Annotated in this window: 23 protein-coding genes and 1 pseudogene; 8 read left to right on the top strand and 16 right to left on the bottom strand. The window is 68.7% G+C overall.

What is annotated here, in order from left to right:
• Positions 1–99 precede the first annotated feature (99 nt).
• Genes ACEQX1_RS19150 through uraH form a run of 8 tightly spaced genes read right to left on the bottom strand, consistent with a single transcriptional unit; the run spans position 100 to position 9,991 of the window.
• Positions 100–1,188: a BMP family ABC transporter substrate-binding protein gene (locus ACEQX1_RS19150; protein ID WP_188075999.1), complete on the bottom strand. Its 1,089-nt coding sequence runs from the start codon at positions 1,186–1,188 to the stop codon at positions 100–102.
• 31 nt (positions 1,189–1,219) lie between these two features.
• The gene (locus tag ACEQX1_RS19145) at positions 1,220–2,146 is read right to left on the bottom strand and encodes an ABC transporter permease (protein WP_370197395.1); all 927 of its coding nucleotides are present in this window, start codon (positions 2,144–2,146) and stop codon (positions 1,220–1,222) included.
• Positions 2,143–3,273: an ABC transporter permease gene (locus ACEQX1_RS19140; RefSeq protein WP_370193104.1), complete on the bottom strand. Its 1,131-nt coding sequence runs from the start codon at positions 3,271–3,273 to the stop codon at positions 2,143–2,145. Before ACEQX1_RS19140 ends, ACEQX1_RS19145 begins: the two co-directional genes overlap by 4 nt.
• Positions 3,273–4,814, bottom strand: a complete 1,542-nt coding sequence (locus ACEQX1_RS19135) for an ABC transporter ATP-binding protein (protein ID WP_370193110.1) — start codon at positions 4,812–4,814, stop codon at positions 3,273–3,275. Before ACEQX1_RS19135 ends, ACEQX1_RS19140 begins: the two co-directional genes overlap by 1 nt.
• Positions 4,815–4,825: 11 nt before the next feature.
• Entirely contained in the window at positions 4,826–5,701 is an 876-nt protein-coding gene (gene xdhC / locus ACEQX1_RS19130) for a xanthine dehydrogenase accessory protein XdhC (RefSeq protein ID WP_370197393.1), read from the bottom strand.
• A complete protein-coding gene (gene xdhB / locus ACEQX1_RS19125) occupies positions 5,698–8,124 on the bottom strand; it encodes a xanthine dehydrogenase molybdopterin binding subunit (protein ID WP_370197391.1) in 2,427 nt (808 codons plus the stop codon). The genes xdhC and xdhB overlap by 4 nt, the downstream gene beginning before the upstream one ends.
• Complete coding sequence (gene xdhA, locus ACEQX1_RS19120; RefSeq protein WP_370197389.1) at positions 8,121–9,623, bottom strand: xanthine dehydrogenase small subunit; 1,503 nt, start codon at positions 9,621–9,623, stop codon at positions 8,121–8,123. The genes xdhB and xdhA overlap by 4 nt, the downstream gene beginning before the upstream one ends.
• On the bottom strand, positions 9,623–9,991 hold the full coding sequence (gene uraH, locus ACEQX1_RS19115; protein ID WP_370193987.1) for a hydroxyisourate hydrolase: 369 nt from the start codon (positions 9,989–9,991) through the stop codon (positions 9,623–9,625). The genes xdhA and uraH overlap by 1 nt, the downstream gene beginning before the upstream one ends.
• 170 nt (positions 9,992–10,161) lie before the next feature.
• On the opposite strand from uraH, the gene ACEQX1_RS19110 reads away from it, so the two are divergent.
• The 5 genes from ACEQX1_RS19110 to ACEQX1_RS19090 all read left to right on the top strand — a co-directional run bounded on the left by ACEQX1_RS19110 (position 10,162) and on the right by ACEQX1_RS19090 (position 16,683).
• Positions 10,162–10,836, top strand: coding sequence for an HAD family hydrolase (locus tag ACEQX1_RS19110; RefSeq protein WP_370193988.1), 675 nt, complete (start codon positions 10,162–10,164; stop codon positions 10,834–10,836).
• 79 nt (positions 10,837–10,915) lie between these two features.
• Positions 10,916–12,361: an allantoinase PuuE gene (puuE, locus tag ACEQX1_RS19105; RefSeq protein ID WP_370197387.1), complete on the top strand. Its 1,446-nt coding sequence runs from the start codon at positions 10,916–10,918 to the stop codon at positions 12,359–12,361.
• Positions 12,358–13,380: an allantoicase gene (gene alc / locus ACEQX1_RS19100; RefSeq protein WP_370193990.1), complete on the top strand. Its 1,023-nt coding sequence runs from the start codon at positions 12,358–12,360 to the stop codon at positions 13,378–13,380. Before puuE ends, alc begins: the two co-directional genes overlap by 4 nt.
• Positions 13,377–13,883 (top strand): ureidoglycolate lyase, encoded by a 507-nt coding sequence (locus tag ACEQX1_RS19095; RefSeq protein ID WP_370197385.1) that lies wholly within the window; start codon positions 13,377–13,379, stop codon positions 13,881–13,883. Before alc ends, ACEQX1_RS19095 begins: the two co-directional genes overlap by 4 nt.
• Before the next feature lie 169 nt (positions 13,884–14,052).
• On the top strand, positions 14,053–16,683 hold the full coding sequence (locus ACEQX1_RS19090) for a glucose/quinate/shikimate family membrane-bound PQQ-dependent dehydrogenase (RefSeq protein WP_370197383.1): 2,631 nt from the start codon (positions 14,053–14,055) through the stop codon (positions 16,681–16,683).
• Positions 16,684–16,720: 37 nt separating this feature from the next.
• On the opposite strand, the gene ACEQX1_RS19085 is transcribed toward ACEQX1_RS19090, so the two are convergent.
• Genes ACEQX1_RS19085 through ACEQX1_RS19070 form a run of 4 tightly spaced genes read right to left on the bottom strand, consistent with a single transcriptional unit; the run spans position 16,721 to position 19,864 of the window.
• Positions 16,721–18,058, bottom strand: a complete 1,338-nt coding sequence (locus ACEQX1_RS19085) for an 8-oxoguanine deaminase (RefSeq protein ID WP_370193993.1) — start codon at positions 18,056–18,058, stop codon at positions 16,721–16,723.
• Positions 18,055–18,687 (bottom strand): urease accessory protein UreG, encoded by a 633-nt coding sequence (gene ureG / locus ACEQX1_RS19080; protein ID WP_230786309.1) that lies wholly within the window; start codon positions 18,685–18,687, stop codon positions 18,055–18,057. Before ureG ends, ACEQX1_RS19085 begins: the two co-directional genes overlap by 4 nt.
• The gene (locus ACEQX1_RS19075; protein WP_370194318.1) at positions 18,684–19,376 is read right to left on the bottom strand and encodes an urease accessory protein UreF; all 693 of its coding nucleotides are present in this window, start codon (positions 19,374–19,376) and stop codon (positions 18,684–18,686) included. Before ACEQX1_RS19075 ends, ureG begins: the two co-directional genes overlap by 4 nt.
• A 23-nt stretch (positions 19,377–19,399) precedes the next feature.
• Entirely contained in the window at positions 19,400–19,864 is a 465-nt protein-coding gene (locus ACEQX1_RS19070; protein WP_230786314.1) for an urease accessory protein UreE, read from the bottom strand.
• Between the two features lie 140 nt (positions 19,865–20,004).
• Here ACEQX1_RS19070 and ACEQX1_RS19065 point away from each other — a divergent pair, with 140 nt between their 5' ends.
• Positions 20,005–20,637: a hypothetical protein gene (locus ACEQX1_RS19065; protein WP_370194319.1), complete on the top strand. Its 633-nt coding sequence runs from the start codon at positions 20,005–20,007 to the stop codon at positions 20,635–20,637.
• Between the two features lie 13 nt (positions 20,638–20,650).
• Here ACEQX1_RS19065 and ACEQX1_RS19060 read toward each other — a convergent pair whose 3' ends face one another.
• Positions 20,651–21,058 (bottom strand): MliC family protein, encoded by a 408-nt coding sequence (locus ACEQX1_RS19060; RefSeq protein ID WP_370194320.1) that lies wholly within the window; start codon positions 21,056–21,058, stop codon positions 20,651–20,653.
• Positions 21,059–21,126: 68 nt separating this feature from the next.
• Positions 21,127–22,839 carry an urease subunit alpha gene (gene ureC, locus ACEQX1_RS19055; RefSeq protein WP_370197381.1) on the bottom strand — a complete coding sequence of 571 codons (1,713 nt, stop codon included), beginning with the start codon at positions 22,837–22,839 and terminating at the stop codon, positions 21,127–21,129.
• A 188-nt stretch (positions 22,840–23,027) separates the two neighbouring features.
• On the opposite strand from ureC, the gene ACEQX1_RS19050 reads away from it, so the two are divergent.
• Positions 23,028–23,438, top strand: coding sequence for a hypothetical protein (locus ACEQX1_RS19050; protein ID WP_370193746.1), 411 nt, complete (start codon positions 23,028–23,030; stop codon positions 23,436–23,438).
• A gap of 117 nt (positions 23,439–23,555) precedes the next feature.
• Positions 23,556–24,098, top strand: a complete 543-nt coding sequence (locus ACEQX1_RS19045; RefSeq protein WP_370193745.1) for a hypothetical protein — start codon at positions 23,556–23,558, stop codon at positions 24,096–24,098.
• A gap of 27 nt (positions 24,099–24,125) precedes the next feature.
• Here the strand turns inward: ACEQX1_RS19045 and ACEQX1_RS19040 are convergent.
• Both ACEQX1_RS19040 and ACEQX1_RS19035 read right to left on the bottom strand, forming a co-directional pair.
• Positions 24,126–24,524 (bottom strand): annotated as a pseudogene (locus ACEQX1_RS19040) (carboxymuconolactone decarboxylase family protein).
• Between the two features lie 11 nt (positions 24,525–24,535).
• Positions 24,536–25,369 carry a cyclase family protein gene (locus ACEQX1_RS19035; RefSeq protein ID WP_370193742.1) on the bottom strand — a complete coding sequence of 278 codons (834 nt, stop codon included), beginning with the start codon at positions 25,367–25,369 and terminating at the stop codon, positions 24,536–24,538.
• Positions 25,370–25,453 lie beyond the last annotated feature (84 nt).

Raw genomic sequence — 25,453 nt, 5'->3', positions numbered from 1 at the left:
TACGTGAAAACGGCGGCGAAAGGTCCAGAGGGACGCTCCGCCGCCGACAGGCTGGCCGGAACGGTCCGCGACGGGACCGCTCCGCAACTCAAGGCGTGATCAGTTCTGCACGCCCTCGACATACCAATCCATCTTGAGGAGGTCGCCGTCGGGGATGACCTCACCCTCGGCAGCGCGCTCCTCGCCGGCCTGATCCTTGATCGGTCCGGTGAAGATCTCGTAATTGCCGGCCTTGGTCTCGTCGACGATCTTCTGGGCGGCGGCCTTCACGTCGTCGGGCATCTTGTCGTTGAACGGGCCCATCTCGACCTCGCCCTCAGCCATGCCGAGCCAGACATTGTCGGCTTCCCAGGTGCCGTCCAGCAGCGCCTCGACCCGCTTGACGTAATAGGGACCCCACTGGTCGACGATCGCGGTCATGTGGGCGTTCGGCGCGAAGCTGGTCATGTCCCAGGCCTGGCCGAAGGCGATGGCGCCGGCCTCTTCGGCGGCCTGCAGCGGAGCCGGCGAGTCGGTGTGCTGGGTGATGACGTCGGCACCCTGGCTCAGCAGCGCCTTGGCGGCGTCGGCTTCCTTGGCCGGATCGTACCAGGACGAGACCCAGACGACCTGGGTGGTGAACTCCGGATTGACCTTGCGGGCCGCCAGGGTGAAGGCGTTGATGCCCATCACCACCTCGGGGATCGGGAAGGAGGCGATGTAGCCGGCCTTGCCCGTCTCCGACATCATGCCGGCGATCGTGCCGAGCACGGCGCGGCCCTGATAGAAGCGCGAATTGTACAGGCCCATGTTGTCCGAGCCGGTCTGGTAGCCGGTCGCGTGCTCGAACTTCACGTCCGGGAACTGCTTGGCCACCTTGATGGTCGGGTTCATGAAGCCGAACGACGTCGTGAAGATGATGTCGTTGCCTTCCTGGGCGAGCTGGCGGATGACGCGCTCGGCGTCCGGCCCCTCGGCGACATTCTCGACATAGGAGGTCTCGACCTTGTCGCCGAGCTTCTCCTCGAGATATTTGCGGCCCTGGTCGTGGGCGTAGGTCCAGCCGAAATCGCCGATCGGACCGACATAGACGAAGGCGGCCTTGACGGTGTCCTTGCCGTCCTGCGCGAAGGCCGGCAGGGCGAAGGATGCGGCGGCGGCGAGCCCGACGGCTCCGGCCATCAGTCGGCGTCTGGTGGTGTCGAACATCTGGGACTCCTTTTCGTGTTCGTGGACGGGTTCAGGCACTGGCCCTGAAGGGTTGGCCGAGACAGGCGGGCGCCGCAGTACCGGCCCCGCGCCGGCCGGCGGAAATGATCGCGAGGACGAGCACCGTCGCCAGATAGGGAAGGCTCGCCAGAAGCTCGGGCGCGAAGAAATTGAGCCCGGCCGCCTTGGCCTGCAGCTCCAGCGTGATCACCGCGCCGAAGAGATAGGCCCCGGCCAGCACCCGGCCCGGCCGCCAGGAGGCGAAGACCACCAGCGCGATGGCGATCCAGCCGCGCCCGGCGGTCAGCCGCTCGGCCCACATCGGCGTCAGCACCAGCGAATAATAGCAGCCGCCGAGACCGGCCATGGCGCCGCCGAACAGCACCGCCAGATAGCGGATCTTCAGCACCGGATAGCCGATCGAATGGGCGGCGCTGTCGCTCTCGCCGACGGCGCGCAGGATCAGCCCCGGCCGGCTGTGCTTGAGAAACCACCACACGCCGAGCGTCAGGAGAAGCCCGGCATAGACCAGCGGCGAATGGCCGAAGAGGATCCGCCAGACCGGGTCGGCCGCGAGCGCGTCCGGGAAGACCGGACCGAGCGGCGTCGTGGTGATGCCGACATAGGGTGCGCCGAGCAGCGCCGAGACGCCGGTGCCGAAGATCGTCAGCGCCAGTCCTGTCGCGACCTGGTTGGCCATCAGGCTCAGGGTCAGGACGGCGAAGATCAGCGCCGCGAGCGCGCCTGCGCCCATGGCGGCGATCGCGCCCACCGCCGGCACGCCGGTGACCGACGCAACCGCAAAGCCGGTGACCGCGCCGATCAGCATCATGCCCTCGACGCCGAGATTGAGGACGCCGGACTTCTCGACGACGAGTTCGCCGAGCGCCGCAATCAACAGCGGGGTCGCGGCGGCGGCGACCGTCATCAGGATGGTGATGAACAGCGCAAGGGTCATGCGGTCGCGGCCTCCGCGCGGGTCTTGGTTGCGCCCTGGCCGGCCGCCGGCAGCGGATGGCCGGCGGTCGGCCGGCGCCACGCCAGCCGGTAGCGCACGAGGATGTCCGTCGCCAGCAGGAAGAACAGCATCATCGCCTGGAAGACGCCAGCGGCCGCCGACGGCAGGCCGAGCGCCGTCTGGGCACTCTCGCCGCCGACATAGGTCAGGGCCAGCACCAGCGCGGCAAGCAGAATGCCGAGCGGATTGAGCCGGCCGAGAAAGGCGACGATGATCGCCGTGTAGCCGTAGCCGGTGGGAAATTGCGGGACCATCTGCCCGAAGGGACCGCTCGCCTCGAGGATGCCGGCGAGCCCGGCCATGCCGCCGCCGACCATCAGCGCCAGCCAGACGGTGGAGGACTGCCGGAAGCCGCCATAGCGCGCCGCGCGCGGGGCGAGACCGACGACGCGGATCTGGAAGCCGGTGATCGAGCGGGCGATCAGGAACCAGGCGGTCAGCGCCAGCGCCGCGGCAATCGGGATGCCGAGATGGATCAGCGTACCCGGCACGGCGACGGGCAGCGTCTGCGCCGCCGAGAACATCGCCGTCTGCGGGAAGTTGAAGCCCATCGGGTCCTTCCACGGCCCGCGCATCAGATAATACAGGAGCTGGATCGCCACGTAGTTGAGCATCAGGCTCGACAGAATCTCGTTGACGTTCATCCGCGTCTTGAGAAAGGCCGGCACCGCTGCCCAGGCCATGCCGCCGAGGATGCCGGCGACGACCATCAGCGGCAGGACCCAGCCGCCGTCGAGATCGAGCGTGGCAAGCGCAATGCCGGTGCCGGCGAGGCCGCCGAGAATGTACTGCCCCTCGGCACCGATGTTCCAGACATTGGCGCGGAAGCCGATGGCAAGCCCCGTGGCGATGATCGCCAGCGGCGCGGCCTTCACCAACAGATCCTGCCAGCGATAGGGATTGAACAGCGGCCGCACGAAGATCTCGTAGACCGCCAACGCGCCATTGTGGCCGAGCAGCGTGAACAGCAGCGCACCGACGACGAGGGTAAGGGCGACTGCGATCACCGGGGCGGCCAGCATCATGGCCCGGCTCGGCTCGCGCCGCGGTTCGAGGACGAAGGCCATCAGGCGGCCCGCTCCGCACCGACCGACGGCTGATCGGCCTCGCCGTGGACACCGCCCATCAGCAGCCCGACCCGTTCAACCGAAATGCCCTTCACCTCCATCGCATCCGACAGATGTCCCCCGTTGATGACCGCCATGCGGTCGCAGAATTCCAGAAGCTCGTCGAGGTCCTGACTGACCACCACGATCGCCGTGCCCTTGCCAGCCAGATCGACCATGGCCTGGCGGATGAAGGAGGCCGCGCCGGCATCGACACCCCAGGTCGGCTGCGAGACGACCAGCACCGCCGGCTCCTGCATGATCTCCCGGCCCATGACGAATTTCTGCAGATTGCCGCCGGACAGGCTGGCGGCCGAGGCCGCCGGACCGGTGGCCTTTACCGAAAAGGCGTCGATGACCGCAGCGGCGAAGCGGCGCGCGGCCCCGGCGCGGATGATGCCGCCCGACACCAGCCCCTTGCGCCGGCGCGCCGACAGGATGGCGTTCTCGGCGAGTGAGAGTCCCGGCACGGCGGCGTGGCCGTTGCGTTCCTCCGGCAGGGTCGCCAGCCCGGCGACACGGCGCCCGGTCACAGAGAGGCGGGTAATCGGCGTCTCGTCGAGGGTGATCGCCCCGCCCTCATAGTCGGCGCGTTCGCCCGACAATGCCGAGAGAAGCTCGTTCTGGCCGTTGCCCGCGACGCCGGCGATGCCGAAGATCTCGCCGGCCCGCACTGCGAAGGAGACGTCGGCAAGGCTGGTGCCGAAAGGCGGCTCGCCGGCCATCGACAGGGCTTCGACCACCAGCCGGTTGGCGCCGGAGCATTCGCCTTCGCGCGGCGCCAGATCCTTCAGGCTGCCGCCGATCATCAGCTCGGCCATGGAGCGCGCCGATTCCGCACGCGGATCGCAGGTGGCCACCACCTTGCCGCCGCGCAGGATGGTCGCCGACTCGCAGAGTTCCTTGATCTCGTGCAGCTTGTGGGAAATGTAGAGGATCGAGCAGCCCTCGGAGGCGAGGCGCCGCAGCGTGTCGAAGAGCTGCTCCACCTCCTGGGGCGTGAGCACCGAGGTGGGCTCGTCCATGATCAGCAGCTTCGGGCGCTGCAGCAGCGCCCGCACGATCTCGATGCGCTGGCGCTCGCCCACCGACAGGGTGTGGACGTAGCGGTGCGGGTCGAGGGTCAGCTTGTAGGTCTCAAGGACGTCGCGGACCGCGGCCTCCAGTTCGCGGCGCGGCGGCGGATTGTCCATGCCCAGCGCGATGTTCTCCAGCACCGTCATCGCCTCGAACAGCGAGAAATGCTGGAATACCATGCCGATGCCGAGGGCCCGCGCCTCGCGCGGCGAGTCGATGGACACCGCGTGGCCGTCGAAGGCGATCTCGCCCTCATCGGCCTTCTGGACGCCGTAGATGATCTTGACGAGGGTCGACTTGCCGGCGCCGTTCTCACCCAGGAGGGCGTGAATCTCTCCGGGCGCCACGGAAAACGACACCGCCTCGTTGGCGACGACGCCCGGAAAGCGCTTCGTGATACCGGAAAGCTGCAGCCGTGGCGCCATGGCGGAGCGGGTCACCTCGTTGATCGGACTGGCGCACTATTGCACCGCGCAGACGCAGCTGCAAAGCGATCGATCACTATTTCCTGTTGACTGGAAAGCAGGCAGGTCGCCATCTCGGCAGCCGTCAGCGCGGCGATCACTTCGGGCCGCTTGTCCCGCACCGCAGCACCGCCGATCGGCAAGGTCAGCCGATCGATGTCGCCGCCACGTCCGGCGGCTTCCAGATCGCGGCGCAGCCGCTCGCGCTTGGTCGCCGAGCCGATCATACCGACATAGGCGGCATCGCCACGCGCCAGCGCCGCGCCGGCAATGAGGAAGTCCAGCGAGTGCTCGTGGGTCATCACCACATAGGCGGCGCCCGGCGGTGCGGCGTCCACTTCGGCCTCGGGCAGGGCGGCGGCGACGGTCGTGACGGTATCGGGCAGGCCGTGCAGCGTTTCCGGCCGGCTGTCGACGAGCCGCACCGAGAAGGGCAGCAGCGCCAGCGCCGTCGCCAGCGCGCGCCCGGTATGGCCGGCACCAAAGATCAGCACGGTCGGCTGGGCCGCGCGCCGGGCTTCGTCGTCCCTCGCCAAGGCCTGCAGCGTGACATCGTCGGCGCGGGCAAGGTCGAGCTGGACGCGGCCGCCGCAGCACTGGCCGATCTCGGGGCCGAGGGGCACGTCCATCCGGGCCGTGTCCTCGCCGGCCTCCAGCATCATGCGGGCCCGTTCGATGGCCTCGAATTCCAGCCGCCCGCCGCCGATCGTACCGGCCATGCCGTCGGTGGTGACCAGCATTGCCGCGCCGGCTTCGCGCGGGGTCGAGCCGCGGACCTCCGTCACCGTGACGAGAACGGCGGAATCACCCGCGGCAAGCGCCGCGCGCAGGGCGGCCGCGAGGCTCATGCGGCGCCCCTGACGCTGTCCACCGCCGCCAGCACCCGCTCGGGCGTCGCCGGCACGTCGAGATCGGGGAAGGCCCGGCCGTCACCCGCCGCGATGATCGCATCGGTCAGGGCCGAGAACACCGAGATCGCCAGCATGAAGGGCGGCTCGCCGACGGCCTTGGAGCGATAGATCGTTTCGGAGCGGTTCTCGCCCTTCTCCCAGATCGCCAGACGGAAATCGTCCGGCCGGTCGTTGGCCGTCGGGATCTTGTAGGTCGAGGGCGCATGGGTCCTGAGCCGTCCGGCGTCGTCCCACCAGAGCTCTTCCATGGTCAGCCAGCCCATGCCCTGGATGAAGCCGCCCTCGATCTGGCCCCGGTCGATGGCCGGATTCAGCGACCGGCCGACATCGTGGAGAATGTCGGTGCGCAAGAGCCGGTACTCGCCGGTCAGCGTATCGATCACGACCTCCGAACAGGCCGCGCCATAAGCGAAGTAATAGAAGGGCGTGCCGCGGGCATTGTCGCGATCGTAGCTGATGCCGGGCGTGGCGTAGAAGCCCGTCGAGGACAGGGAGATGCGGGCCAGATAGGCCTCGCCAACGAGATCGGAAAAGCGCTTCTCGGCATTGCCGATCCGCACCCGGCTGGCCTCGAACACGACCTGGTCGCGGGGCACGTGATAGCGCTCCACGGCATAGTCGATCAGCCGGTCCTTGATGGTGCGGGCGGCCGCCTGCGCCGCCATGCCGTTGAGGTCCGAGCCGGACGAGGCGGCGGTGGCCGAAGTGTTAGGGACCTTGCCCGTGGTGGTGCCGGTGATCTTCACCTGGTCGATGTCGATCTGGAATTCCTCGGCGACGACCTGCGCCACCTTGGTGAACAGCCCCTGCCCCATCTCGGTGCCGCCATGGTTCAGCGTCACCGAGCCGTCCTTGTAGACGTGGACGAGCGCGCCGGCCTGGTTGAGATGGCTGGTAGTGAAGGAGATGCCGAACTTCACCGGTGTCAGGGCAAGGCCCTTCTTCAGCACCGGATTGGCGGCGTTGAAGGCCGCGATCTTTTCGCGCCGGGCGCGATAGGCGCAGCTCGCCTCCAGTTCCTCGAGGATCTCGCCGATGACCGAATCGGTGACCGGCATGTGATAGGGCGTCGATGCCGGGCCCGCCTCGCTGCCGGGCGCCGGATAGACATTGCGCTTGCGCACGTCGAGCGGATCGAGACCGGTGGCGAAGGCGATCCGGTCCATGGCGCGCTCGATGCCGACCATGCCCTGCGGACCGCCGAAGCCGCGAAACGCCGTGTTGGAGACCGTATGCGTCTTCAGCCGCCGCGAATGGATGCGCGCGGCGGGCAGCGCATAGGCGTTGTCGGCGTGGAACATCGCCCGGTCGGCAATCGCCGCGGACAGGTCCTTGGAATAGCCGCAGCGCACGAAATGGGCAAAATCGACGGCCTCGATCCGGCCGTCGGCGTCGAAGCCGAGATCGTACTCGATCCGCACCTCGTGGCGCTTGCCGGTCATGACCATGTCGTCATCGCGGTCGAGCCGGCATTTGGCCGGCCGGCCGGTCTTCACCGCCACCAGCGCCGCGACGGCGGCGAACAGTGCCGGCTGGCTTTCCTTGCCGCCGAAGCCGCCGCCCATGCGCCGCACCTCGACGGTCACCGCATGGTCGGGAATCCCGAGCATCTTGGCGACGTTGTGCTGGACCTCGGAAGGATGCTGGGTCGATGAGCGCACGAGCACGTCGCCGTCCTCGCCCGGGATCGCAGAGGCGATCTGGCCTTCCAGATAGAAATGGTCCTGGCCGCCGATCTCGATCCGGCCGCGCAGGCGGTGATGGGCCGTCTTGAGCACCGCCTCGGCGTCGCCGAGTCGCATCTCGTGCGGCGGCAGCAGATCCTCGCCGGCCTCGTCGGCCATCGTGATCGCCGCGTCGAGGTCGATCGCCGCAGGCAGATCCTCATAGGCGATCGTCGCGCATTTCGCCGCCGCCCTCGCCTGGGCCAATGTCTCGGCAGCGACGGCGAAGATCGGCTGGCCGACATACTGGACGACGGCGCCCTCGGCTTCGAGCGGCGGGAAGATCGGATCGTCGCCGAAGACCGGCGAATAGTCGTTCTGGCCCGGAATGTCGGCTGCCGTCAGTACCGCCACAACGCCCGGCGCGGCGCGCACCGCGTCGATATCCATCGACAGGATGCGGGCATGGGCGCGCTCGGACATGGCGATGAAGATCTGGAGCGTGCCCGGCAGTTCCGGATCGTCGTCGATATAGCGGGCGGCGCCGGAGACGTGCTTGGCGCCGCTGTCATGGGCGAGCGCCGCGCTGACGCCGCCCCGGATGGCGCGGGCCTCGCCCGGCGGCTGCTCGCCGAGTTCGGCGGGCGCCGGCTCGCCGGCCGCGCCACGATCCTGGATGCGGGTTTCATCGATCATGATGCCGCACCGACCGTTTCGCCGACCGACTCCGGCTGCACGTCGGACAGGCCGATGCGCGGCGCGCCCCCTTCCTGAAGCAGGAAGCGCCGCAACAGGTTCTGCGCGGTCTTCAGCCGGTATCCGGCCGAGGCCCGCATGTCGGTCAGCGGCGTGAAATCCTCCGCCATTGCGGCGACGGCTGCCTCGATGGCGTCGGGGCCAAGCGGTCGACCAACAAGGGCCGCCTCGGCCCCCACGGCGCGCCTGGGAACGCCCGCCATGCCACCAAAGGCCAGCCGCGCCTCGGTGAGGCGCGCGCCCGGCCCCTCGCCTTCGACCGTCAGGCGGAAGGCAGCCATGACCGCCGAAATGTCGGAATCCAGCCGCTTGGAGATCTTGTGGGCGAAGAAGCGCTGACCGTCCTCGAGCCGTGGCACTTCGACGGCGATGACGAATTCGCCCCTGGCGCGGTCCTGCCTTCCATATTCGAGGAAGAAGTCTTCCAGAGGCACCTGGCGGAAATCGTCGCCCTTGCGCAGATGCAGCACCGCGCCGAGCGCGATCAGGCAGGGCGGCAGATCGCCGATGGGCGAACCGTTGGCAATATTGCCGCCGACCGTGCCGGCATTGCGGATCTGGTAGCCCGCGAAGCGGCGCAGCATCTCGCCGAGATCCGGGTGAATGTCGGCGAGGATGTCGCGGGCTTCGCGATGGGTGACCGCCGCGCCGAAATAGACCCGGCCGCCGGCTTCCTCGATCACCCGCAGGTCGCGGACATGGCTGACGTCGATCAGGGTCGGCAGCTCACGATGCTGCTTGGTGACCCAGAGGCCGACATCGGTCGCGCCGGCGACCAGCACGGCGTCGGGATGCTCGGCATAGAGGTCGGCGAGATCGTCGACATTGGTCGGCGCGAACCAGCGCCCGCCATCCTGCTCATAGGCAAAGACCGCGTCGCCCTCGATGACGCGCAGGCGACGGGAGAGCACCGCGTCCTCTGCCCGCGTGTCGGGCACGGGCTCGGCGGCCAGATCGAGCCCGGCATCGATGATCGGACCGTAGCCGGTGCAACGGCACAGATTGCCGGCGATCAGATCCTTCACCGATGCCCGGTCGGAAATCGCGCCGGTCAGCCAGCCCGCATGAAGCTGCATGACGAAGCCCGGCGTGCAGAAGCCGCACTGGCTGCCGTGACGCTCGATCATCGCGGTCTGCACCGGATGCGGCCTGTCGCGCCCGATATGCTCCACGGTCTCGATGGCGCGGCCGTTCATCGCCGGCAGAAACTGGATGCAGGCATTCACCGCGCGGCGATGCAGGCCACCGGCCCCGTCGGATTCGGCCAGAAGCACCGTGCAGGCGCCGCAATCGCCCTCGGCGCAGCCTTCCTTGGTGCCGGTCAACCGCTCGGTGCGGCGCAGATATTCCAAGAGCGTCGTCGTCGTCGCGACGCCCTCGACGGCGCGTTCCTCGCCGTTGAGGACGAAGCGGATCGGCCGGGCGGAGATCGCCGTCATCAGCTCCCCCGATAGGTCGAATAGCCGAAGGGCGAGAGCAGCAGCGGCACGTGATAATGGGTGCGTTCGGCGATGCCGAAGCGCAGCACCACGTCGCCGAGGAATTTCGGCTCCTGCAGGTCGATGCCCATGGCGTCGAAATAGGCGCCCGCCGCGAAGACCAGTTCGTATTCGCCGATCGCGAAGGCCTCGCCCGCCATCAGCGGCGCGTCACAGCGCCCATCGGCATTGGTCACGGCCTTCGCGACCAGCGTGCGGCTGCCGTCCGGGCCGAGCCGGGTCAGCGCCACGGCGATGCCGGAGCCGGGACGACCGAGACTCGTATCCAGCACATGCGTCGTCAGCCGCGCCTGATCTGCTTCGCCCATCGAGGCCGTTCCATTGCTTTTTTGACCATCCGGTCAGCATCCTGCACTGCCCGGTGCGGAGCCGTAAAGCGGGGCGCTGCACAATAATCCACTCGCCGCAGCGCCTTGGCGCCACACATCCCCCGTGACAGCCGTTCCGCCGGGATGGCCGACACCAATGGAGCCAGAACATGCGTGACGGACCGGCCTTCCTCTTCGACCTCGACGGCACCCTCGTCGACAGCGTCTACCAGCATGTCATCGCCTGGCAGGAGGCGCTCGATTCGGAGGGCATCGCCCTGTCGGTCTGGCGCATCCACCGCAAGATCGGCATGAGCGGCGGGCTGTTCACCAACCAGCTCTTACGCGAGACCGACCGCGAGATCACCGAGGAGACCTCGAAGCGCCTGCGCAAGCTCCATGCGGAGGCCTATGGCCGGCACGCCCACATGGTGCGCCCGCTGCCCGGCGCGGCGGAGCTCCTGGCGGCGCTGACCGAGGCGGGCGTCAAATGGGCGATCGCCACCAGCGGCCGGATGGAGACCGCGCGGCACAATCTCGACCGGCTCGGCGTCGATCCGGACAAGGTGCCGGTGATCACCCGCGACCTGGTCAAATACGCCAAGCCCGATCCGGACCTGTTCATCGCCGCTGCCGAGAAGCTGGGCGTTGCGACCGACACCACCATCGTCGTCGGCGATTCGATCTGGGACATGCTGGCCGCGCAGCGCTGCCGGGCGCTCGGCGTCGGGCTGCTGTCGGGCGGCTACGGTACCAACGAGCTGGAGCGGGCGGGCGCCTTCCGGGTCTACGAGGACCCCGCCGACATGCTGCTGCATATCGACGAGGTGGGCGGTCGCCGCTGACCCTTCGCGACGTCTCTCGCCGACGCTTCCAGAGACCACCGGGTTCGGGCTATCTCTTGCGCAGACTGACGGAGCCTGCATGACAACATCCCGCTACCCGCGCGACCTTCTCGGCTACGGCCGCACGCCCCCCGCCCCGGCATGGCCCAATCCGGGCAGCAGTGGCGACGCCAAGATCTGCGTCCAGTTCATCGTCAATTACGAGGAGGGCGGCGAAAATTCTGTCCTCCACGGCGACGCGGCGTCGGAGGCGTTCCTGTCGGAGATCGTCGGCGCCCAGCCCTGGCCGGGCATGCGCCACATGAACATGGAATCGATCTACGAATACGGTTCGCGCGCCGGCTTCTGGCGGCTCTGGCGCATGTTCACCGAACGGGCCATGCCGGTCACGGTCTATGGCGTGGCCACCGCGCTCGCGCGCAACCCGGACGTGGTCGCCGCGATGCAGGAGGCCGATTGGGAGATCGCCTCGCACGGCCTGAAATGGGTGGAATACAAGGACTATAGCCGCGAGGACGAGCGCCGGGACATGCAGGACGCCATCGCGCTGCATTCGGCGATCACCGGCGAACGCCCGCTCGGCTGGTACACCGGCCGCTCCTCGCAGCACACGCTTGAGTTGGCCGCCGAAGAGGGCGGCTTCCTCTACGCCTCCGACGCCTATGCCGACGACCTGCCCTACTGGCAGGAGACGGAGTCCGGGCCGCTTCTGGTCGTGCCCTACACGCTCGACACCAATGACATGCGCTTCGCCACCCCGCAGGGGTTCAATTCCGGCGACCAGTTCTTCGCCTATCTGAAGGACGCCTTCGACGTCCTCTATGCGGAGGGCGAGGCCGGTCAGGCGAAGATGCTGAATATCGGCCTGCACTGCCGGCTGGTCGGGCGGCCCGGCCGCGCCGCGGCGCTGGCCCGCTTCCTCGACTATGTCCAGTCGAAGCCCGACGTCTGGGTCGCACGGCGGATCGACATAGCCCGCCACTGGCGCGAGCGCTTTCCCCATGCCGCGCCCTGGCGGCCGAGCCGACTGTCGAAAACGGCCTTCGTGGACGTGTTCGGCTCGGTCTTCGAGCATTCGCCCTTCATCGCCGAGCGCACCCTGACGCGCGGTCTCGGCGCCGCCAACGACACGGCCGAAGGCCTTGCCGCCGCAATGACCCAGACCTTCCGCCTCGCCTCGAAGGACGAGCGGCTGGGCATCCTCAAGGCGCATCCCGATCTCGCCGGCAAGCTGGCACTGGCCGGCGACCTGACCGAGCAATCGAAATCCGAACAGGCCGGCGCCGGCCTCGACCGGCTGAGCGAGGCGGAGCTTAACCGCTTTACCGATCTCAACACGCGCTATGTCGCACGCTTCGGCTTTCCCTTCATCATCGCCGTGAAGGGGCTGACCAAGGACGACATCCTCGCCGCCTTCGAGGCGCGGGTCGACAACGACCAGGCCACAGAATTCGCCACCGCATGCCGGCAGGTCGAGCGCATCGCCCGCCTGCGCATCGCCCAGATCTTCGAGGACGCAACATGAGCTCCGAACGCTTCATCACCGCCGACCCCGCACCGGAGGCCGACGACCTCCTGAAGCGCTATGTGGATCTCGCCCATCCGCGGCTCGGCACCGAGGTCACCTTCGCGACAGACGATTTCTTCGCCGACAAGAGCCGGATGATCGCGCCCGAGGCGCCGGTCTTCTTCCCGGACCGCTTCGACGACCACGGCAAGTGGATGGATGGCTGGGAATCGCGCCGCAAGCGTACGCCCGGCCACGACCATGCGATCATCCGCCTCGGCCAGCGCGGCACCATCGCCGCCGTCGACATCGACACCGCCTTCTTCACCGGCAATTTCCCGCCGGAAGCCGCGCTCGAAGCGGCCGACACGGTGGACGCGCCGGGCGAGGACGACTGGCAGACCATCGTGCCGCGCATGGATCTGAAGGGCGACAGCCACAACATCGTCGCCAGCGACGCTGCCGGCCCGTTCCGCTGGCTGCGCCTGCACATCTACCCCGACGGCGGCGTTGCGCGCCTGCGGGTCTACGGCACCATCGCCAAGGACTGGTCAGAGGTCGCCGACGACGAGGTGGTGGATCTCGCCGCCCTCACCAATGGCGGCACTGCCATCGCATGGAACGACGCCCATTACGGCGCGCCCGCCAACATGCTGGCGCCGGGCCGCGCGCCGGTGATGGCCGATGGCTGGGAGACCGCCCGCCGCCGCCGACACGGCAATGACTGGTGCGTCCTCAAGCTCGGCACCGCAGGCACCATCTCCAACCTTCTGATCGACACGCGCCACTTCAAGGGCAATTTCCCCGACCGCTTCAGCCTGCGCGCCGTCCGGCTCGACGCCGATCCCGCGCCTGACGTCATCGAGGCGGAAAGCGCCGCATGGCCGCTGCTCCTCGACGAAACCAGGCTGGCGGCCGACGAAGAGCGGACCTTCGACGACCTGATCGATCTCGGTCCGGTGACCCATGTCCGTCTCGACATCTTCCCCGATGGCGGCGTGTCGCGGCTGCGCCTCTACGGCACCAAGGCATCATGAGCGGGACTGGCCGAACGCTGCTCGCGCGCCCGCTGACACGGGAGGCCTTCGCCCCCTTCGGCGACGTCATCGAGACCGATGGCGCGGCGCATTTTGCGATCAATGGCGGCACCACCACCCGCTTTCACGATCTCGCCCATGTGGATGTCGCGACCGAGGGCGGCCGTCCGCTGATCTCCATCTTTCGCGGCCAGGCCTTCGCCTGCCCGGTGGAAATCCGGATGATGGAGCGCCACCCGCTGGGCAGTCAGGCCTTCATGCCCCTGCAACCGGTCCCGTTCCTGGTCGTCGTGGCGCCGGATCGGGACGGCCAGCCCGGCGAGCCCCAGGCCTTCCTCGCCGCCCCCGGCCAGGGCGTGAACTACGCCCGCAATGTCTGGCACCACCCGCTGGTGTCGCTCTCCCAGACCAGCGATTTCGTCGTCGTCGATCGTGGCGGCGAGCAGCCGAACCTCGAGGAGAAGGTCTACCCGGCACCCTATTCGGTGCTGGCGGAGCAGTAGCCGCGGGCAAGGGCGGGGCAACCGGAGCGCCGACCGACCGAGCGTGAGCCGGCAAGGCACCGGCAACCGCTCGCCCGTCCATTTTGCATTGCCGCAGGCGCCAAAGGCTGGACTTGCTGGCCGAGGGCGATAGGTCGATCCGACATGCTGCACAGCGAAAGGACGTCCGATGCGCTCCGGTCCCGGCTCGATCATCTCCCTCATCACGATCGCGATCCTGGCCCTGGCCGGCCTGTTCCTCACCGGCGGCGGCCTCTGGCTGATCGTCGCGGACGGTTCCTGGTACTATCTGATCGCCGGCCTCGTCATGCTGGCGACCGCGCTGCTCCTGCAGTTCCGCCGTCCTGAAGCGCTGTCGCTCTACGCCGCGCTCGTCGTCGGCACGCTGGTCTGGGCGATCTGGGAGGTCGGCTTCGACTGGTGGCCGCTGGCGGCCCGCGGCGGCGTCATTTTCATCCTCGGCCTCGTCCTGCTCCTGCCGTGGATCACCCGGCGCCTTGGCCGCCGCAATGTAGCCCAGGCATTGGACGGCGTCGTCGTCACGCCGTCGGCGCGGCGCGGATCGGGTCTGGCGCTTTCCGGCGCCCTCGTCATCGCCCTTGTCGTGGCCGGCATCTCCTGGTTCACCGATCTGCACTCGGTCGAAGGCCGTCTGCCGGAGCGCCAGACGGCGTGGAACGATCTCGGCGTGCCGGCCGGCGAGTGGCACCAGTACGGCCGCACCAATTACGGCCAGCGCTATGCGCCGCTGGACCAGATCACCCCGGACAATGTCGACCGGCTCCAGGTGGCCTGGGAGTACCATACGGGCGACGAGACCCAGCCGGGCGACCCGGTGGAGACCACCTTCGAGGTCACCCCGCTGAAGATCGGCGAGCGGCTGTATCTGTGCACGCCGCATCAGAACGTCATCGCCCTCGATGCCACGACCGGCGAAGAGATCTGGCGCTACGATCCGCAGATCCAGGGCGAGCTCGCCCTGCAGCACCTGACCTGCCGCGGCCTCGCCTATCAGGCACCGGGCACGCCCGATCAGGCCGGTGCCGACGCGGCCGCCGCGCCGGCCGCGGATGCGGCGTCGCCGGCCTCCGACGCGCCCACCGGCACGGCCACCGCTCTTGCCCAGAGCGGCCAGCTTGCCGCGCCCCAGACCGACGGCCAGCCGGCAGCGGCGGGTGACGCCACGACCGCACCGGCCACGCCGGTCGAGACGCCCACCAGCAACCAGCCGGTGGCGGCGGCGACCGCCGCGCGCACCAGCGACGCCTGCGACGGCAAGCTGTTCATGCCGACCGCCGACGGCCGGCTGATCGCCCTCAACCTCGACACCGGTGCCGTCTGCACCGGCTTCGGTGGCGGCGACGGCCAGATCGACCTCTGGCGGAAGATGCCGAACGTCAATCCGGGGTCCTATTACTCGACCTCGCCGGTCGTCGTGACGCAGGACATCGTCATCGTCGGCGGCACGGTCCTCGACAACGTTTCCACCAACGAGGCCTCGGGCGTCATCCGCGGCTACGACATCGAGACGGGCGATCTCGTCTGGGCCTGGGATTCGGGCAATCCGGACCAGACCGCGCCGCTGCCGGAAGGCCAGACCTACACACCGAACTCGCCGAATTCCTGGTCGATCTCCGCGGCCGACGAGGCGCTCGGCATGGTCTATGTGCCGCTCGGCAACCAGCCCCCGGACCAGTGGGGCGCAAACCGCTCCGACGCCGTCGAGCGCTTCTCCTCCTCGGTCGTCGCCCTCGACATCGCCACCGGCGAAGTGCGCTGGGTGTTCCAGACCGTCCATCACGACCTGTGGGATTACGACGTGCCGTCGCAGCCCTCGCTGCTCGACCTGACCATCAGGGGCGAGAGCGTGCCGGTGCTGGTCCAGCCGACCAAGCAGGGCGAGGTCTACGTCCTCGACCGGCGCACCGGCGAGCCGGCCCTGCCGGTGGTCGAGAGCCCGGTCCCCGGCGGTGCCGTCGAACCGGACTTCACCGCGCCGACGCAGCCGGTCTCGGCGCTGTCCTTCGATCCGCCGGCGATCCGCGAGACCGACATGTGGGGCGCCACCCTGTTCGATCAGCTCGCCTGCCGCATCGCCTTCCACGGCTATCGCTACGAGGGTCGCTACACGCCGCCGTCGCTGGAAGGCTCGCTGGTCTATCCGGGCAATTTCGGCGTGTTCAACTGGGGCGGTGTCGCCATCGATCCGGTGCGCGACGTGATGTTCTCGACGCCCGCCTATCTGGCCTTCGTCTCGAAGCTGGTGCCGCGCGACAACGACAGCGACCTCGTCGTCAACAAGTCGCAGCCGGAAGGCGCGCTACCGGCGCTGAACGAGAATTTCGGCGCGCCCTACGCGGTTGAGCTGTCGCCCTTCACCTCGGTGCTCGGCCTGCCCTGCCAGTCGCCGCCCTGGGGCTATGTCGCGGGTTCCGACCTTGCCACCGGCGAGACCGTCTGGATGCACAAGAACGGCACGGTGCGTGATTCCTCGCCGATCCCGCTGCCCTTCGAGATGGGCGTGCCGGATCTCGGCGGGCCGGTCATCACCGCCGGCGGCGTCGCCTTCATCTCCGGCACGCTCGACTATTACGTGCGCGGCTTCGACGTGACAACGGGCAAGCAGCTGTGGCGCGCCCGGCTGCCGGCCGGCGGCCAGTCGACGCCAATGTCCTACGAGGGCGCCGACGGGCGGCAGTACGTGCTGGTCGCGGCGGGCGGACATGGCTCGCTCGGCACCAAGCGCGGCGACAGCGTGATCGCCTATGCGCTGCCCGACGAGGCCGCAGCCACCGAATAGGATCTGCGTCCGGGGCCGCCACTCGGCCCCGGACGGCTCAGGCGAAGCGCAAGGCCGCCGCGCCGTGCGCGGCCCGCAGTTGGCCGATGTCAATGCCGACGGGCATGCCGTCCTCGACCCGCCACTGGCCCTTGACCATCACCCGGTCCGCATGGGTCGCACCGCAGAGAACAAGCGCGGCGATCGGATCGTGCGCGCCCGAAAAGCGCAGCTCGTCCAGCGTGAACAGGGCGAGATCGGCCTGCATGCCGACGGCGATGCGGCCGATATCGGTCCGGCCGAGACAGGCCGCCGAGCCTTCCGTGCCCATGGCCAGCACGTCGCGGGCGGTGACCGCCTCGGCGGAGCGATAGTTCAGCCGGCCCACCATCAGCGCATGGCGCGCCGCCTCGATCAGGTTCGACGCATCGTTCGATGCCGAACCGTCGACGCCGAGGCCGACGGGCGAGCCCGCCGCGCGCAGTTCGTTCACCGGGCAGAAGCCGGAGGCCAGCACCGCGTTGGACGCCGGGCAATGGCAGACGCCGACCTTGTGGGCGCCGAGCCGGCGGCATTCGTCGGTGGTGAAATGGATGCCGTGGGCCAGCCAGGTGCGCGGCCCGAGCCAGCCGACGTCCTCCAGATAGTCGACCGGACGGCAGCCGAAGCTCTCGACGCAGAAGCGGTTCTCGTCCTCGGTCTCGCCAAGATGGGTGTGCAGCCGGCAATCGTGCCTGTCGGCAAGCTCGGCGCTCGCCATCATCAGGCTCTTCGTCACGGAGAAGGGCGAGCACGGCGCCAGCGCGATCTGTGTCATCGCGCCGTCGCTGCGGTCGTGCCAGCGGCCGATCAGCCGCTCGCTGTCGGCGAGGATCTCGTCCTCGTCCTGCACCACCGAATCGGGCGGCAGGCCGCCATCCTTCTGGCTGAGATTCATCGAGCCGCGGGTCAGCGTCACCCGGATGCCGAGCGCTGCTGCCTCCTCGGCCTCGATGTCGATGGCGTCCTCGAGCCCCTTCGGGAACAGATAATGGTGGTCGGCCGCCGTGGTGCAGCCGGACATCAGCAATTCGGTCAGGGCCAGGCGAACCGACAGGTGGAAACTGTCCGGATCGAGCCGCGCCCAGATCGGGTAGAGGCTCTGGAGCCAGGGAAACAGCTCCTTGTCGATCGCCTGCGGATGGGCCCGCGTCAGCGTCTGGTAGAAATGATGATGGGTGTTGACGAGACCCGGCAAAACGACATGGCGCGCCGCGTCAAAAGTCTCGTCCACCGGCGCCCGGGGCTCACCACCCGACGGCACCAGTTCGACGATGCGGCCGTCCTCCACGACGATGCCACCGCCGGCCCCCTCCGCGAGGATCGCCAGCGGCGTCTTCAGCCAGAGCCGTGTCACGCGGCGCTCTCCACCGCTCTCATGCCGCCGCGCTCGGACAGGAAGGCGAGGATATCGCCGATCCCCTTGGCGCGCGACAGATCGGCGAAGATCGTCGGGCCGTCGCCGCGGCCCTTCGCGGCATCGCTGCGCATCCGCTCCAGATCGGCCCCGACATGGGGGGCGAGATCGGTCTTGTTGACCACCAGCAGGTCCGAGCGGGTGATCGCCGGTCCGCCCTTGCGCGGAATGTCGTCGCCCTGGCAGACCGAGATGACGTAGATCGACAGATCCACGAGGTCCGGCGAGAAGGTCGCGGCCAGATTGTCGCCGCCCGATTCCACCAGCACCAGGTCGAGGCCGGGATGGCGTGCGTTGAGATCGCGGATCGCCGCGATGTTGATCGAGGCATCCTCCCGGATCGCCGTATGGGGACAGCCGCCGGTCTCGACGCCGATGATCCGGTCGGAGGGCAATGCCTGCAGCCGGACCAGCGCCTCGGCGTCCTCGCGGGTGTAGATGTCGTTGGTGACGACGCCGATCGACCAGCTGTCGCGCGCCGCCTTGCAGAGCTTTTCGACCAGGGTCGTCTTGCCCGAGCCGACGGGGCCGCCGATGCCGACGCGCAGGGGACCGTTCTTGGACATCATGAGCGGAAAAGCCTCGTGGGAAGGGTTTCGTGCCGCAGTGCGGCAATGTCCGACCCTAGCGCCGCCGAGCCGAGATCGTCCAGAGTCGAGCGGCCCGCCCGCTCAACCAGGGCGCGGATGTCCGGCTCCAGCCGCCGCAGGATCCGAACCGCCTCGCTCTGGGCCAACGGCACCAGCCGCACCGCCGCCGACACCAGCGACGCGGTAAAGCCGTGCACGAAGGCCAGCAGCGTCTCGTCCACCCCAAAGCCGGCTTCGGCGGCCAACCGCCCGACCGCGACCGGATAGGCGATGGCATCGGCGCCTTCCGTGCGCTCCGCATCGCCGGTTGCCGCCCATGGCTGCGAGGCTTCGGCGAAGGCGGCGCCCAGCGCCAGCGTTTCGGCGCGGCGTTCGGCACTGCCGGCCAGCGCCTCGGCCAGCTCCGCGACGGCCGCGAATCGGGCCGCGTTCCCTGCCTGATGCGCGGCGTAGGCCTCGACCAGCAGCACGGCGTCGTTCCAGCCACTGCCGCGATCGAGCAGCACCCGCACCCAGGCCTCCACCGAAGCCCCGTCCGTCAGGACGCGCTCGGCCACCGCCGTTTCCAGCCCGTGCGACCAGGCGAAGGCGCCGATCGGGAAGGCCGGCGAGAACAGGGTCAGGAGTTCGGCCAGATGCGAAGAAGCAACCGATGCCGCCTTCGACACCGGGCCTGCGTCGGTTAGCCGGCTCAAAGCGGGGCCGTCTCGACCGGATGGTGATGGCCCGACGGCTCGTAGGCGCCGCCTTCGGGATCGAAGGCCGCCTCGGTTTCGGTGATCTCGGCGCCCAGCCCCTCCAGCATGGTGCGCACCACGGCGTCGCGGCGGATCAGGATGCGGTCGTCCAGCAATTGCGCCGCCAGATGCCGGTTGCCGATCTGCCAGGCCAGCGCCAGCAGGTGGCGGGCATCGCGGCCGCGGATCTCGTAGAGCTCCTCGGGCTTGGCCTTCACGGCGATCAGCCGGCCGTCATCCAGAAGAATGGCGTCGCCCTCGACCAGCAGCAGCGCCTCCGGCAGGTCGAGCAGGAAGGCGATGCCATCGTCGCTGACCATCGCCATACGACGGCGATGGCGCGCCGATTCGTCCAGCGTGATCGTGTCCGCCGCCGTGGTCCACTCTCCAGCCCGCTTGATGGTATCGCCGACGATCATCCCACTGTCTCTTTCTGATGGGCCATGCCCGTTTCACTGTGCGTGCCGCGACGATACGGTGCCCCGTGGCTCCGGACCAGCCCTTCGTCCGGGAGAACCATGGCGAGGAAAACGTCGGCAGATGGGCAGGGGAACGCAGCATGGCTCTGCAGAACCGCGTCACCCCGCTGGGCGAGATCGTCGCCGACCCGGCCAGGGGCGATTTCATGGGCAATCGCGGCATCCTGCATGACGGCACGCGCCACCTCGGCGTCAGCCGCTGGAAGCACAAGGCGTGGATCGTCTGCACGCTGGCGTTCAAAAGCCGCCAGCGCGAGATCATGGCGCCGGGCCGCTACACCGAACTGTTCTTCCTCGACGAGGCGACGGCGTTTGCCGCCGGCCACCGGCCCTGCTGGGAATGTCGCCGCGCGGCCGCCCTCGCCTATCGGTCCGCTTTCGCCGAGGGCAACGGGCTGGAGGTCGCCCCGTCGAGCCGCGAGATCGACGATCTTCTGCATGGCGCGCGCATCGTCACGGGCACGCGCCGTCAGCGCCGGGCGGAGCGCGTCGGACGCGAGCTGCCCGACGGCGTCTTCGTCATCGTCGAGGAGCGGCCCTGGCTCGTTCTGGACAATCGCCTGCTGCGCTGGACGCCGGCGGGCTACGATGCCGTGCGGGAGATGCCGGGTGGGCTGGTCACAGTGGCAACGCCGCTGCCGAGCATCGCGGCGATCGCAGCCGGCTACCGCCCGGCCCTGCACGCCAGTGCCGCGGCGCTCGTCGGCGGTTGAGCACCCGTCCCGATCAGCGGCGCACTTCGCAGACCGTCGTCTGGCTCGGATCGCTGCGCATCTCGCTGTAGAGATCGCCGCGCCGTCCCTTGGTCCACCAGACCATCGCGCCGGCCGCGTATTTCGCGCCCGAGCCGGACATGACATCGACGAACAATGTCTGGCGGCCGTCTACCGGCAGGATGGCGAGCGAGTTGGACGGCAGGTTGATGTATTCGACAGCCATTTCCACCGGTTCGGCCTCCTCCGCGTCCCGGCAGAGATAGGTGACGGTGGTGCGCTCGGCCGGTCCCTCCAGATCGAGGGTCAGCGGCTCTCCGTCCTGCGCGAGTGCAGGGACGGAACCGATGGCGGCCAGCGCCAGGCCGAGCGCAAGCGCCCTGCCCCGTGCGGCGATCGAAACGTCATTGCGGTGCATCATGGCTCCTCCCCTTTGGCCGCGACGGTCCGATCGTCCTTCGGTCGCCGGCTGCAATTCTTCGGGAAAGCCTAGAACAGGAAGTAGCGCTGCGCCATCGGCAGCACCGAGGCGGGCTCGCAGGTCAGCAATTCACCGTCGGCCCGCACCTCGTAGGTTTCCGGATCGACCTCGATATGGGGTGTCGCATCGTTGAGGCGCATCGACGCCTTGGAGATGCCGCCGCGGGTATTCTCCACCGCCAGGAACGCCTTCTCGCAGCCGATCTTTTCGCGCAGCCCGTCGGCCATCGCCGCGCCCGAGACGAAGGAGATCGCGGAATTGCTGACGGCCTTGCCGAAGGCGCCGAACATCGGCCGGTAATGCACCGGCTGCGGCGTCGGGATCGAGGCGTTGGGGTCGCCCATCGGGGCCGCCACGATGGTGCCGCCGATCAGCACCATCATCGGCTTCACGCCGAAGAAGGCCGGGTCCCACAGCACGATGTCGGCGCGCTTGCCGACCTCGATCGAGCCGATCTCCTTCGACATGCCCTGCGCGATGGCCGGGTTGATCGTGTATTTCGCGACATAGCGGCGGGCACGCAGATTGTCGTTGTCGCCGGTCTCGCCGGAAAGCCGCCCGCGCTGCCGCTTCATCTTGTCGGCGGTCTGCCAGGTGCGCACGATCACCTCGCCGACCCGGCCCATGGCCTGGGAATCGGAGGCGATGATCGAAAAGGCGCCGAGATCGTGGAGAATGTCCTCCGCCGCGATGGTCTCCTTGCGGATGCGGCTTTCGGCGAAGGCGATGTCCTCGGGAATCGACGCGTCGAGATGGTGGCAGACCATCAGCATGTCGAGATGCTCTTCCAGCGTGTTGGTCGTGTAGGGCCGCGTCGGATTGGTCGAGGACGGGATCACGTTGGGCAGGCCGCAGACCTTGATGATGTCCGGCGCGTGGCCGCCGCCGGCGCCCTCGGTATGGAAGGCGTGGATGGTGCGTCCTTTGAAGGCGTCGACGGTGTTCTCGACGAAGCCGCTCTCGTTCAGCGTGTCGGTGTGGATCATCACCTGCACGTCGTGATCGTCGGCCACCGACAGGCAGCAATCGATGGCGGCGGGCGTCGTGCCCCAGTCCTCATGCAGCTTCAGGGCGCAGGCGCCGCCCCGCACCATCTCCTCCAGCGCGGCCGGCAGCGAGGCGTTGCCTTTGCCCGAGAAGCCGATATTCATCGGCATGGCGTCGGTGGCCTGCAGCATGCGCGCCAGATGCCATGGGCCGGGCGTGCAGGTCGTTGCCAGCGTGCCATGCGCCGGCCCCGTGCCGCCGCCCATCATGGTGGTGACGCCGGAAAACAGCGCCTCCTCGATCTGCTGCGGGCAAATGAAGTGGATATGGCTGTCGAATCCGCCGGCGGTGACGATCTTGCCCTCGGCGGCGATCGCCTCGGTGCCCGGGCCGATGATGATGTCGACGCCGCCCTGTGTGTCGGGATTGCCGGCCTTGCCGATGGCGCAGATGCGACCGTCGCGCAGGCCGATATCGGCCTTGTAGATGCCGGTATGATCGAGGACCAGCGCGTTGGTGATCACCGTGTCGACCGCGCCCTCGGCCCGCGAATGCTGGGACTGGCCCATGCCGTCGCGGATCACCTTGCCGCCGCCGAACTTCACCTCCTCGCCATAGGTGGTGAAATCCCTCTCCACCTCGATGAACAGTTCGGTGTCGGCCAGGCGCACCTTGTCGCCGGTCGTCGGGCCGAACATGGCGGCATAGGAAGAGCGAGCGATCCGGGCGGGCATGGGCGATCTCCAGACGGGTCGAATTCTAAGGATACGGCCGCTCTCGTTGCGGCGCACCATCAGCGACCATATGTCGGTCGCGAAAGCTTGTCTTCCCGGTTTTGTCGATCGGGGCGAGACTGGCGGCAATTCGGCCGCCGCGGCGCGCATGCCGGCCATGGCCGCGCGCCCCCGATTCAGGAGCCCAGATGATCCGCTTCGCCCTCCTTGCCGCGCTGCTCCTACCCAGCGCCGCCCTCGCCCAGGCCTATGATCCGGGGCCGATGGGCGACGTGCCGGGCTCGTCGGCGTCGGGCATGCGCATCGGCGGGTCGCCGGCGGCGCCGGCCGGTCCCCGCATTCGCGGCGCCGACGTCTTCGGCGACACGGTCACCGAGCGGGCCTACGGCAAGAATTTCGACGACAGCTATCTGAAGCCGAAGGTGCCCCGCAGCCGCGCTGCCCAGCCGAGCACGGAGGAGCGCGCGGTCGAAGGCCGGTCGGATCTCAACGGCATCAATGCCGGCAGCTTCGCGCGGCAGGGCCCCGGTGCCGCCGGCCGCAGCGGGGTGACCCGCGGCCGTTCAGTCGGCTCCCACCGCGCCATCATCCGGCGGTAGGCGGCGCACGGCTTGACGGCGTTCGGGAACCGGTCGGAAGCGCGCGGAGTTGGTCATCAGAGGCAGCGGGCCGCCGACACCCACCGACCCGCGCCGTGAAACCGGAAGGCAGAGGCCATGCGCAGATCCCTCACCCCCCTGATTGCAATTGCGGCGGTGCTGACCGCGGCTCCCGCACTGGCCCAGCTCTCCGGCGGCGTCGGCGGCTCTTCGGGTGCCGGCGGCTCGTCTGGCATCGGCGGATCGTCGGGCAGCGGTGTCGTCACCGGCTCCGGCGCCAGCGGTATCGGCAGCACGGGCGGCGTCGGATCGGGATCGGGCCTGTCAAATACGGGCGCATCCCCGACCCTCTCCGACCCGATCGCACCGGGGGCGAGTTCCGGCAGCACCGGCCTCGGCGCCAACACCACCGAGGGGCTGGCGAGCGAGGGTTCGTCGACGATCAACAGCCTCAATGCCGAAGGGCTGGCACGCTCCGAGGACGGCGCCGGCACCTCGTCGGTCACCAGCTTCGGCACCAGCGACACGATCGGCACGCCCGGCGCCGGATCCGACCGCGCCTACCGGATTACCAAGCCGACCGTCGCCGTCGATCTGGGCTCCATTCGCCGCGGCCTGTCGAACGCCCCGAGCGCCATTCCCAAGGCCAATGGCGACTGAGCCACGCCTGGTAGCATGAGGCGGCGATCAGACCTCGAAGGCGTCGTCCACCGGCACCTGCAGCGCCTGCGCCAGCTGGTTGGTCCTGGCGGCAAGGCCGACGACGGCCAGCAGCTCGCCATATTGCGCATCCGTCATTCCCTTCGCCCGCGCCGCGGCCGTGGGGGAATGGACGCACTAGCTGCAGCCATTGGTGGTCGAAACGGCGATATAGAGCATCTCGCGGGTCAGCGGATCGAGCGCGCCCGGTGCCCCCATCACCGCCTTCACTTCCTCCCATGTCCGCTTCAGCGTCGCCGGATCGGCGGCCAGCACGCGCCAGAAATTGTTGACGAAGTCCGAGCCGCGGGTCGCGCGGATGTCGTCGAAGACGGCGCGCACCTCGGGGCTGGACTGTGCATCCGAAACCAGCGGTGCCGTTGCCATGGCCTGTCCCCTCAGGTGAGTGCGAAGACGCGGGCCGGACCACCCGAGCCGCCGCGATGCTTCGGCGCGCCGACGATCAACGTCGCACCGGTCGCCGGCATGTCGTCGAGCCCGGCGATGCACTCCAGCCCCCATCGGCCTTCCGGCAGCCAAGCGTAATGCACGGCGAAGTCCGGCGACATGCCGAAGTCGAGCGACAGTGTGTCGACAGCGATGCCGACCGCCGATCCCTCCAGCAGCATCTGCACCGCCTCCACATGGAAGCCGGGGAAATGCATCGTGCCGTCCTGGTCGGCATTGCGGAACTTGTCGGTGTCCAGATGCCGGGCCCAGCCGGAATTCATCGCCACGCAGCAATTCTCCGGCATGTCGCCATGGGCCGCGATCCAGGCCTTCAGATCGTCGGGCGTGACCTGCGCGTCCGCATCCTTCTCCGCCTTCTCGCGGATGTCGACCACGACCAGTGGCGCCATCAGCTTGTCGACCGGGATTTCCGCCACCGACTGGCCGTCGGCGGAGAAGTGCAAAGGCGCGTCGACATGGGTGCCGGTGTGCTCGTTCACCCGCAGCTCGAACAGGTTGAACTTGTGCTCGGCGTAGGAGAATTTCTGCTCCATGAAGAATTGCTGGTCGCCGAAGAAGGTCGGGAACTCCGGATAGAGCTCATGGGTCAGGTCGGCGATGGAATTGGCCGGCATCGTGGAGGCGGCCGCCGGCCTGGCGGCGTCCTGCGCAAAGGCCGGGCTGGCGGTCCCCGCCGCGGCCGCGGCGAGCCCGCCGCCGAGAAGCCCGCGCCGGCTCAGCATCCGGCTCTTCACGCTGTCGATCACGCAATGGTCGCACATTCGCCCGTCCCCTTTTCCAGCTCGCACCAAGCCGCGCCTGTGCCATCTGCCAGGCTTGCAGCCATCGTCCTCACGGCCGGGAAT

Source organism: Aurantimonas sp., assembly GCF_964217435.1.
Lineage (GTDB): Bacteria > Pseudomonadota > Alphaproteobacteria > Rhizobiales > Rhizobiaceae > Aurantimonas > Aurantimonas coralicida.
The sequence above is the reverse complement of the archived record's forward strand: the minus strand, read 5'-3'. Positions and strand labels throughout refer to the sequence as shown.

Coding starts and splice junctions, on each gene's coding strand:
- xdhB (WP_370197391.1), bottom strand. CDS start 8,124: ATGATCGATGAAACCCGCATCCAGGATCGTGGCGCGGCCGGCGAGCCG.
- ACEQX1_RS19050 (WP_370193746.1), top strand. CDS start 23,028: ATGATCCGCTTCGCCCTCCTTGCCGCGCTGCTCCTACCCAGCGCCGCC.
- ACEQX1_RS19150 (WP_188075999.1), bottom strand. CDS start 1,188: ATGTTCGACACCACCAGACGCCGACTGATGGCCGGAGCCGTCGGGCTC.
- ACEQX1_RS19045 (WP_370193745.1), top strand. CDS start 23,556: ATGCGCAGATCCCTCACCCCCCTGATTGCAATTGCGGCGGTGCTGACC.
- xdhC (WP_370197393.1), bottom strand. CDS start 5,701: ATGAGCCTCGCGGCCGCCCTGCGCGCGGCGCTTGCCGCGGGTGATTCC.
- ACEQX1_RS19070 (WP_230786314.1), bottom strand. CDS start 19,864: ATGATCGTCGGCGATACCATCAAGCGGGCTGGAGAGTGGACCACGGCG.
- ACEQX1_RS19145 (WP_370197395.1), bottom strand. CDS start 2,146: ATGACCCTTGCGCTGTTCATCACCATCCTGATGACGGTCGCCGCCGCC.
- ACEQX1_RS19090 (WP_370197383.1), top strand. CDS start 14,053: ATGCGCTCCGGTCCCGGCTCGATCATCTCCCTCATCACGATCGCGATC.
- ureG (WP_230786309.1), bottom strand. CDS start 18,687: ATGATGTCCAAGAACGGTCCCCTGCGCGTCGGCATCGGCGGCCCCGTC.
- xdhA (WP_370197389.1), bottom strand. CDS start 9,623: ATGACGGCGATCTCCGCCCGGCCGATCCGCTTCGTCCTCAACGGCGAG.
- ureC (WP_370197381.1), bottom strand. CDS start 22,839: ATGCCCGCCCGGATCGCTCGCTCTTCCTATGCCGCCATGTTCGGCCCG.
- ACEQX1_RS19065 (WP_370194319.1), top strand. CDS start 20,005: ATGGCTCTGCAGAACCGCGTCACCCCGCTGGGCGAGATCGTCGCCGAC.
- ACEQX1_RS19110 (WP_370193988.1), top strand. CDS start 10,162: ATGCGTGACGGACCGGCCTTCCTCTTCGACCTCGACGGCACCCTCGTC.
- ACEQX1_RS19095 (WP_370197385.1), top strand. CDS start 13,377: ATGAGCGGGACTGGCCGAACGCTGCTCGCGCGCCCGCTGACACGGGAG.
- ACEQX1_RS19060 (WP_370194320.1), bottom strand. CDS start 21,058: ATGATGCACCGCAATGACGTTTCGATCGCCGCACGGGGCAGGGCGCTT.
- uraH (WP_370193987.1), bottom strand. CDS start 9,991: ATGGGCGAAGCAGATCAGGCGCGGCTGACGACGCATGTGCTGGATACG.
- puuE (WP_370197387.1), top strand. CDS start 10,916: ATGACAACATCCCGCTACCCGCGCGACCTTCTCGGCTACGGCCGCACG.
- ACEQX1_RS19035 (WP_370193742.1), bottom strand. CDS start 25,369: ATGTGCGACCATTGCGTGATCGACAGCGTGAAGAGCCGGATGCTGAGC.
- ACEQX1_RS19135 (WP_370193110.1), bottom strand. CDS start 4,814: ATGGCGCCACGGCTGCAGCTTTCCGGTATCACGAAGCGCTTTCCGGGC.
- ACEQX1_RS19140 (WP_370193104.1), bottom strand. CDS start 3,273: ATGGCCTTCGTCCTCGAACCGCGGCGCGAGCCGAGCCGGGCCATGATG.
- alc (WP_370193990.1), top strand. CDS start 12,358: ATGAGCTCCGAACGCTTCATCACCGCCGACCCCGCACCGGAGGCCGAC.